Raw genomic sequence first — 7,469 nt, 5'->3', positions numbered from 1 at the left:
GCCGTCTCCTCGGCGAGCGCCTGACACGCGTCAAGTCCCTCAAGAACCTCGATTTCAAAGATTTTCTCCTCTCTTCATGATCGTTCATGTCGCCCTGTCGATCCCTGTAACAAAAACATTCTCGTACATCGCACCCGATGAATGGGAGCCTTACGTCCGGAAATACAGCAGGATCACCGTTCCTTTCCACAACAAAACGCTGACGGGGTTCGTCGCCGGCTTTGAAGAAGGGATTGATCCGGGCTTCAAAGAGATCATTGAGGTACGCGACCCCTTCCCCCTTCTTGCCGCTCCCCTCGCAGACCTTGTCGAATGGGCATCGCGCTATTATGTTGCCCCCCTTGGCGTTGTCCTTAAACACGCGCTGCCCCTGAATCCCCACATTGAACGCTATCTTTGCGTCAGGTCAAACGCACGGTCATCGGCCGCCCTCGATAACGTGCCCCTCGGGAAGGTATTAAAGACCACAGGTAAAAACGCCCTGCTGCAATACCTTAACGAAGGCTCTGTCACGCTCTTCGACACATTGACCGGCAGTGATTTCCTGCCTGCCGACGACATGGTGACGGTCAATGCGGGTGAGGAAAGGATACTCTATTCCGGAGACATTCAAAACCGTCTTGAACAATACCTCCGGCTCGTCTCTACCCATTTGGAAAAAGGCAACAACGTCCTGATGCTCCTCCCGGACTATTTCTTCGCAGGCGCCTATTTTTACCGGATATTGTCGGAAACATTCAAGGACCGCGTCGTCTGGTACGGCTCGTCGATACCGCTAAAGAAGAGGATGGAGGCCTATTTCAGAGCGAGGTGTGATAACGGCTATCTGATCCTCGGCAACAAAAGCTCTGTTTTTCTCCCCGTTAACAGGCTGTCGTGCATCATCGTGGAAAGGGGGGAAGAGGACGAGTACAGAAACGAAGAGGGCTTCAGGTTCAACCCGCCGACCGTTGCGATACAAAGGGCAGAGATAGAAAGGACCGGGCTTTTTATCGGCAGCGCCTCTCCGTCGATCGAGTCCTATCACCATGCTCAGGAAAAGGGATTTGTTTTCATCAACAATAACTGGCTTAGAGACAGGCATTACGATGAACATATACATGAAGTGAGCGCCAGATCATACGGCGCATTGCTCGATGAAGTGGCTGCGACAGTAAGGGGGACGCTTGAACACGGGGAAAGCGTTGCGATCTTCACCCCCAGAAAGGATTACGGATCCTTGATTCAGTGTACGGAGTGTAAAAAACCCTTCCTGTGCCCCCTGTGCGAAGGGGTGCTGAACTATCATAAAGAAACGGGGAGGCTGACGTGCAGCAACTGCGCCGGGGATTTTGCGTTCGAAGAACAGTGTCGCCATTGCGGGGGGAATATAATCCGGTTCAGTCAGATCGGCGCTGAATATATCGAGGAACATCTTAAAAAAACCTTTCCGCAATATCCTGTGGTAAGGGTTTCCGGTGATGCCGGAAAAAAGAGGGCAAGGATTTCTCTGCTGCCGCCCGGCATAGAGACCTGTGTCCTCATAGGAACCCAGCCGCTCTCTAAACTATATGATGTTCATGTCCATACGCTTATCCTCTTCGGGTGGGAGGGCATACGGCATATGGCCGGATACAGATCGGACGAGAAGATGTTCCATGTCCTTGTCAATCTTCTCGACGCCCTCACCCCACGTGAACTTTTCTTCTTCATGGATACCAGAAAAAAGGTGAACCCGGTATATTTCCTCGATATGGAGGCATTCTACAGAGATGAACTAAAAAAGAGAAAGGACGCGGACTTTCCGCCATTTACGAGAATGTTCCTGATAGAGGTTGTGAAAAAGGCAAAAGAGGCAGGATTGCCGGTCGTTAAAAAGATAAAAGAAGCGTTGGTGCAACAGGGTCTCGCCGACCGCATAACCGGCCCCCTTATGCAAAAGAAAAATACATACCGGTGGAAAATGATCCTCAAAGGAAACAGCGAGGCCCTCTATCAATGCCTCCTGAACATATACGACATGCCCGATGTGCGGATAGAGGTAGATCCGCCGAATATCTAAATCCGAAGCACGAATATCGGAAGCTGCTACGAAATCCGAAGCACGAATATCTAAACTCTAAACAAATTCAAATGTTCAAAATTCAAAATGGCTGGACAAAATAACCGTGTCATTGCGAGCCCGCCTAAGCGGGAGCGGCAATCCCATCTTTTGAGATCGCCACGTCGCTTCGCTCCTCGCGATGACAATAAAGGATGGGACCCCTCGCGATGACAATAAGGGATGGGACCCCTCGCGATGACAATACGTTTTGAACATTCGACATTTGGATTTTGATATTGTTTAGTACTTCGATATTAGAATTGTTCTTCCTTCGTCAGAATGAAACCGTGCGTGCTTGTTGATTGGTGTTTTTCTTTCCGGTTAGGTAATAAAAAAGGGGCGAGAAAATCTCACCCCCTTGTTGTCTGCAAAGATACTATTTCTTTGCTGGCGGTGCTGCTGGTGTTGCAGGCTCGGCTTTTGCTGGAGCTTCTTTCTTCTCTTTCATTTCTTTCTTCTCTTTCTTTGCCGGAGCCTTAGCTTTCTTAATGGCTGATGCCATCATCTTGCCGTCTTTCTCGGCATACTTCACCAGGACCTTGTCACCAGCTGCGTAATTCTCGGCTTTATAACCCTTTACGCCACTGACGTCAAAGGTCATCTCGCCCTTCTTGTCCTTCGCGACAAATGCTGCTGCATCTGCCTTTACTACCTCGCCTGTGAAGGTTTTAGCCTTTACCTTCGCCGGTTTCTGAGCCTTCTCTGCCTTCGCCGGTTTGTCGACTGCAGGCGGCTTCGGAGCGTCCTTCGGTGCCTGTGCAAACACCGTTGTGACGAATGCTACGCTGATCAGAATTGCAAGTGCGATCATGAAAACTTTCTTCATATTGTTTCACCTCCTCCCCTTATGGTTTGATCTTTTATGTCATATATATTTGCATTTACTGTGCCATTATCGTAACGCATGAATAATATGGCTTAATTGTTCGTTTTGTGGTTTTGTAAGGTGCACAATGGTCGGATAATTCCGACTAAATGTATCGTGTTAGTCGGATAATTCCGACTGTATTTTCTTCGTTGGTTTGCTGTTGGAGGGATGTTTTGTCAGGTTTGTTTTAGCCTTATAGTCATATAATCCCATTTCTTTTAACTTGCCGATCCCGACAAAAAAGGTATCCCTGTTTATGCCGAGCCTCTCTATGATCTCTTTCGGTTCAAGCTGTTCGTGGAATTTCCCATCCAGCGGATCAAGCTTGGCAAGATAAAGGTACAGGCGGTACTCTGCTGCAGTAAGTTTGGCGTCGATGAGATAATCTATGGAGGACTGTAACTTCTCGATGGATGCGCCGGATGCGCTGCCGTGTTTTACCTCTTCGGGCACATGGTCAATGTCTATAGCTTCGCCGTCACACATCACGTAGGCCCTCTCGATCACCGATTCAAGCTGCCGCACATTGCCAGGCCAGGCATACTGCAAAAGCGCCCGGAGGACCCCGGGGTCAAGCGTCTTTTTTGTTTCGTTGGACTTGTTAAGCTTCTTGAGAAAGTGTTCGATCAATAAAGGTATATCCGTTACCCTTTCCTTGAGAGGCGGAATGGAAAAGGCGATGACGTTCAGCCGGTAATAAAGGTCTTCTCTGAACCGCCCTTTTTCTATCTCGTCTTCGAGCTTCTTGTTCGTTGCCGCGATGATCCGCACATCCAGCCTGATCGTCTCCCTTCCCCCTATCCTCCGTATCTCTCTCTCCTGAATGGTCCTCAGCAGCTTCGCCTGCGTATTTAAGGTGAGGTCGCCGATCTCATCGAGGAACAGTGTGCTGCCGTTTGCCTGTTCGAAGAGCCCGTTGTGCCGGGAGAATGCGCCGGTAAATGCACCTTTTTCGTAACCAAAGAGTTCACTCTCCAGGAGCGTCTCCGGGATCGCCGCGCAGTTGATAGCAAAGAAAGGCTTGTTTTTTCTGGGACTGTTGTAGTGGATGCTCTTTGCAAAAAGCTCCTTTCCGGTACCGCTTTCTCCATAGATAAGGACCGTGGAGTTTGTCGGCGCTACCCTCTGAACGATCTTATAAAGCGATTCCATGCCTCCGTGGACGCCAACAATATTGTCGAGGTGGAACCGGTCGACAAGCTGGTTCTTCAGCATGATATTGTCTTTCAGCAATCTCACCTGATTCATCGCATTGTTGATTACAAGGAGGAGCTGGTCTTTCTCAAAAGGCTTTTCGAGATAATAGAAGGCGCCGAGTTTGGTCGCCTCCACGGCCGAGGGTATGGACCCGAAGGCTGTGATGATGATGACATGGCAGAGCTTGTTGAGTGTCCTCGCCTCCTTCAGCACCTCTGTGCCGTCAATGTCGGGGAGTCGCAGATCAGTGAGGACAAGATCAAAATTACCGGCCTTCAGGATATCGATGGCCCTTTTTCCGCGTTCTACATCCTCTATGTAGAATCCTTCCTTCGTGAGGATCGTCTTGATGATCCCCCGCTGGTTTTTGTCGTCCTCTACAACGAGGATGCTGCCCCTGTCATGCTTCATGAACGGGTATCCTGAGCTTCATCGTCGTCCCTTTTCCTACCGCACTTTCTAATGTTATCGTTCCTCCATGTTCTTCAACAAAGCGTTTCGTAATGGCGAGCCCGAGGCCGATACCTAATTTCTTGGTTGAATAGTAGGGCTCAAAAATCTTTTGCAGCTCATCGCTTTCGATCCCTCCCCCGGTATCACTGACGGCAATATATGAGAAGGAATCCTCCTTGCCGCATCGGATTGTCACCAGACCCTTATCTTCTTCTATTGCCTGAATGGCATTCAATACAAGATTTATCAGGCATATTCTCGTATACTCCCTGTCACAGTACATCTGCAACCCGTTTTTTTCACATCGAACCTGAATGGTAATCCCGCTTCTCACCTTATCCTGCACAACAGAGAGCACCTCGTTGATCAACGTCTCGGGGGATATCCATTCCTTGTTAAGCGTTATGGGTTTCCCCAGAAAAAGGAAGTTGTGTATCAATTCATTGATCCTGTAAATCTCTTTCAGGAGACTGTCGAGCAACTCCTCGAGGTCTTCTTTGTTGTCGATCTTTGATTCCGTGATCCTCTCTTTGATATGGCCTATTGAGAGCGTGAGAAAATTGAGGGGGTTCCTTATCTCATGGGCTATACCGGACGAGAGCTGCCCGATCATCGACAGTTGTTCCGTCTTTTTCAGCTTCTCTTCCAGTTCCTTGCGCTCATCTAATTTTTCCACCATCTCGTTGAAGCTCTTGACAAGCACCCCTATCTCGTCTTTGCGGTCCGTTTCCCTTATCTTTACCAATTCTCCTTCGGCAATCTTTTGGCTGGCATTGGCTATCCTCTTGATGGGCTCGGTATATTTTTCAGCAATGATAAGGCAGATGATGATACCGATACTGAATGCAAAGATTGTGCTTAGAATCCTCTTGAGGTGATTTTTCTTCTGGAGCAGCCTGTAGTCGTCCAGTACCATGCTGATGTGGATATAACCAATGTTTTGGCCTTTTATTGAAACGGGCATTATTATATTATATAGCCTCTGTGCTTCTTTCTTGCTCTCTTCCCCGAGACGTGCGGTAATAAAGAGGTCTTTCTTCTTCACGACTTTTCGTTCAACTTTGAACCGCTTTGGGGTTTCATTCGGGTAGAAAGTCTCGATGATATACCTGTTCAGCTTGGCGAGGTCCTTTACGTTTCTGGAGTTATCGTACAGTTTTTTGAGCTCGTTGATGCGCGCCCTTGTCTCGCTGTCGAGCTTGCTTATGTCTTTCTTTGAAGTAAATTGATTATATAGCTCCGGCGATCTGACCAGCTCGTTAAGCCAGTCGATCGTATTTGTGGCTGACGTCAATACAATGGCGTATTGATCAGACATGATCGTTTTGCACAGCCTGTCTATCGCTAACCCATCCTTAAATTCGTCCGGCATGAATTCCGGTTGCCTTGCCTTTTCGCTGATCTTCTCTTTGGTGCCTATCTTTTTTGGGTCGGAGCTTGCAATGATCTCCGCATTGTCTCCTATAATGGAAATCTCTTTAATACCTTTTTTATTGAGCATATCCACATAACGTTTCAGCCTTTCTGTGCTGTCACCCCTGTATGTGAGCTCTTCCACGCTTATCTGGATCGCCCTTGTGATGTCGTCAATGTTGTCGGTAACTTTATCGATTACCATGTCTTCTGTCCTGGAATAGATAATGGTGAGCGAGGTTATGGAGACGCCGAGGAGGAAAAGGAGGATAACAAGCAACTGCGTCCTGAGCGAGAGACTGCGAAAGATACTCTTTACCGATTCATAAAGGCTCTTCCCTGTCATGCTTTACCCTTTTATGCCCTTGCCGTTTCCATCTGTAAGGTAACGATCGATCCTCTCTATTATAATATCTTTTGGGATCAGATGGAATATATCCTTCAGGGGAGGGCCGCTCTTTCTGCCCGTGAAGAGTATCCGCAAGACCATAAAGAGTTCTTTCCTCTTGAATCGTGCACTGCCTTCCATGGCCCTGATCAATTCATCGAAGGCCATTATGTTGCTTTCGGTGAGCAGGTCCCTCAATTCCTGCGCGAAACTATCCAGCGGCCCGACCTGTGACAGGTATGCGCGGCCTTCATCGTTCACGGCGGCATCCTCAAAGATACGGAGATACTCTTTCATCTCCTCCAGCGTTGAAGCGTTTTCCCGCAAAACCAACACCTTGTCTCTGCAATCAGCCTTCAGGCCGAGCCTGTTGATGATCTCTTCAGGGTCGATGCTCCTCAGGTATTCCTTGTTGAACCAGATCAGTTTATCAATATCAAAAATAGTGTCGGACGGTGAAAAAGATGACAGGGAAAATGTTGCCGTGAGCTCGTCCCCGCTTAAGATTCCCTGTGGAATGCCTCTTCCCAGGACACCGAGGTAATTCACCAGTGCAATGCCGAGAACTCCCATCTCGCGGAAATCACGCACACTCGTTACACCATGTCTCTTGCTTAAAGGTTTTCGGTCATTCCCCAGAAGCAGCGAATGGTGGGCATATTGAGGGGGTATCCTGCCAAAGGCTTCGATGAGCATGATCTGTTTGGGGGTGTTCGGTATGTGATCGGCCCCCCTGATAACGTGGGTAATACCCATCTCAACATCATCCACGGCAGCGGCAAAATTATATGATGGGATCCCTGATTGTTTGAGGAGGATAAAATCATCTACGGCATGGTGCGGAAAATGAAAATCGCCACATATCCTGTCCATCCAGTGGACGGGTTTGGCAGATGCCTTGAACCGTAAAACAAAGGGTCTTCCTTCGTCCTCAATCTGCTTCCTGGCTTCAGGTGACAGGTCCCTGCATGTCCCGTCATACCTCGGCGGCTCTCCCTTGTGCAGGGCCTCCTTTCGCTTTCTTTCGAGCTCTTCCTCGCGGCAATAGCACCTGTAGGCGCGACCTT

General features: G+C 48.7%; 5 protein-coding genes. 1 reads left to right on the top strand and 4 read right to left on the bottom strand.

Annotated elements, in window-relative coordinates; genetic code table 11:
* Positions 1–2,041 (top strand): hypothetical protein (locus PHU49_12020; protein MDD5244733.1); only part of this gene is annotated, 2,041 nt, incomplete at its 5' end.
* Between the two features lie 418 nt (positions 2,042–2,459).
* On the opposite strand, the gene PHU49_12015 is transcribed toward PHU49_12020, so the two are convergent.
* The 4 genes from PHU49_12015 to gltX form a co-directional block, all read right to left on the bottom strand.
* Complete coding sequence (locus tag PHU49_12015; protein ID MDD5244732.1) at positions 2,460–2,909, bottom strand: hypothetical protein; 450 nt, start codon at positions 2,907–2,909, stop codon at positions 2,460–2,462.
* A 159-nt stretch (positions 2,910–3,068) separates the two neighbouring features.
* On the bottom strand, positions 3,069–4,559 hold the full coding sequence (locus PHU49_12010; GenBank protein MDD5244731.1) for a sigma-54 dependent transcriptional regulator: 1,491 nt from the start codon (positions 4,557–4,559) through the stop codon (positions 3,069–3,071).
* Complete coding sequence (locus PHU49_12005) at positions 4,549–6,360, bottom strand: ATP-binding protein (protein ID MDD5244730.1); 1,812 nt, start codon at positions 6,358–6,360, stop codon at positions 4,549–4,551. The genes PHU49_12010 and PHU49_12005 overlap by 11 nt, the downstream gene beginning before the upstream one ends.
* Positions 6,361–6,363: 3 nt before the next feature.
* The coding region (gene gltX, locus PHU49_12000; protein ID MDD5244729.1) for a glutamate--tRNA ligase at positions 6,364–7,469 on the bottom strand (1,106 nt) is incomplete at its 5' end.

The sequence above is a fragment of the Syntrophorhabdaceae bacterium genome, assembly GCA_028713955.1.
GTDB lineage: Bacteria > Desulfobacterota > Syntrophorhabdia > Syntrophorhabdales > Syntrophorhabdaceae > UBA5609.
This window is presented reverse-complemented; position numbering and strand designations above follow the sequence as displayed.

Excerpts from the sequence above, each read along its gene's own strand:
- PHU49_12015 (MDD5244732.1), bottom strand. The coding sequence starts at position 2,909 with ATGAAGAAAGTTTTCATGATCGCACTTGCAATTCTGATCAGCGTAGCA.
- PHU49_12010 (MDD5244731.1), bottom strand. The coding sequence starts at position 4,559 with ATGAAGCATGACAGGGGCAGCATCCTCGTTGTAGAGGACGACAAAAAC.
- PHU49_12005 (MDD5244730.1), bottom strand. The coding sequence starts at position 6,360 with ATGACAGGGAAGAGCCTTTATGAATCGGTAAAGAGTATCTTTCGCAGT.